The 1,299-nt window shown below is 64.0% G+C and carries 2 protein-coding genes; one reads left to right on the forward strand and one right to left on the reverse strand.

What is annotated here, in order from left to right; translation table 11 throughout:
- Window positions 1-25: 25 nt before the first annotated feature.
- On the reverse strand, window positions 26-970 hold the full coding sequence (locus A2J01_RS07680; RefSeq protein ID WP_039973382.1) for an alpha/beta hydrolase family protein: 945 nt from the start codon (window positions 968-970) through the stop codon (window positions 26-28).
- Between the two features lie 82 nt (window positions 971-1,052).
- Between A2J01_RS07680 and A2J01_RS07685 the strand changes: the two genes are divergently transcribed.
- Window positions 1,053-1,299, forward strand: a 247-nt coding sequence (locus A2J01_RS07685) for a TetR/AcrR family transcriptional regulator (protein WP_231915732.1), incomplete at its 3' end; no start/stop codon positions are given.

Below are 1,299 nucleotides of genomic sequence, written 5' to 3' on the forward strand. Positions count from 1 at the left end.
GCCAATAAGTTGGATCACTGCCGCATTACTTGGTGTCGACTCGGCCGATCGGGTCGGCGTTGTCGCTGAATGCGGCCCGGGCCGCTGGCCAGCTGGTCTCATCGATGCGCAACGCGGTCCGAAGGTAGGCAGTACTCATCCGTTGGATGGCGGCGACCCGCTCTGGGTTCTCGTCAGTGGTCTCGGCGACTTCGTATCCGACGATTCCACCGAGTGCGTGCTCGGCACCGTAGAAGGTCAGGAGGTCGGTGGCTCCGGGGCTGTGCGTGTAGGCGTCGGTGAACCAGTCGGGTCCGCGGCTGGACATCTTGGACTGGTCGTGGTCGCCCGCGACGACGAGTGTCGGCGTCGTCAGTTCCTGGAACGAGGGTCGCATGAACGGGAAGTTCGCCTGCGCGAACGGATGCAGGTTCTCGCCGCCGAGACCGGTTGCCGCGAACAGGATTCCCGCGGTGACGCGACTGTCGGACATGTCCTGGCCGACCTGGCCGGCCTCGTCGAAGATCCTTGCTCCGAGGAGCGACTGAGCGGTTTGCCCGCCCCAGGAGTGACCAGTGGCGGCAACTCGACTGCGGTCGATGCGGCCGGCAAGCCCGGGCACGGCAAATTCGATGGTGTCGAGCTGATCAAGGATGCGTGTGAGATCCGCGATCCTCTCGGTCCAGATCGTCGGGAAAACCGGGTGGTCGAACCCGAAACCGTTCCGGCGCGAGTCCAGATGTGTCGGCTGGATCACCACGAATCCGTGGGATGCCCAGAATGCCGTGAGTGGCGAGTATCCATCGAGGTTCCAGCCGTTGCCGTGGGAGAACACCACAACGGGGAGGTTCGTGCCTGCTGCCGGAGCAGACACACGTACTTCCAGCGGGACAGGTCGATCGGGGGCGAACAACTCGACGGGGGCAACGGAGACGACCGGGGCGCCGGCGCCGATGATGCCGTTCAGAGTGTCGATCATTGATGAGGTCATGGCAAGTTCCTTGCTGAGGCTGCACCCTGCGATACTGTTTATCGGAGCGTCGCTCCGCAACATTACGGAGCGTTGTTCCGTAATGCAAACATATGTTGTGAGTCAGCGAGGAGTGCACATGGCTGATGCCCAGGACGAGCAGTCGCGCGTCGCCTCTCCCAAGCAAGTCGGTCGCCCACGTCGAAGCGAGCAGGCGCTGCTCGACGCGGCGGCAGCAGTGTTCGTGGAGTCCGGAGTCGACGCTCCGGTGCGGGAGATTGCGGCGAAGGCCGGCGTCGGCATGGGGACGATCTACCGCCACTTCCCGACGCGTCCCGAGTTGGTGGTCG

It is taken from the genome of Rhodococcus sp. EPR-134 (assembly GCF_001647205.1).
In the GTDB taxonomy this organism is placed as follows: Bacteria; Actinomycetota; Actinomycetes; order Mycobacteriales; family Mycobacteriaceae; genus Rhodococcus_F; species Rhodococcus_F qingshengii.

Excerpts from the sequence above, each read along its gene's own strand:
- A2J01_RS07680 (WP_039973382.1), bottom strand. The coding sequence starts at position 970 with ATGACCTCATCAATGATCGACACTCTGAACGGCATCATCGGCGCCGGC.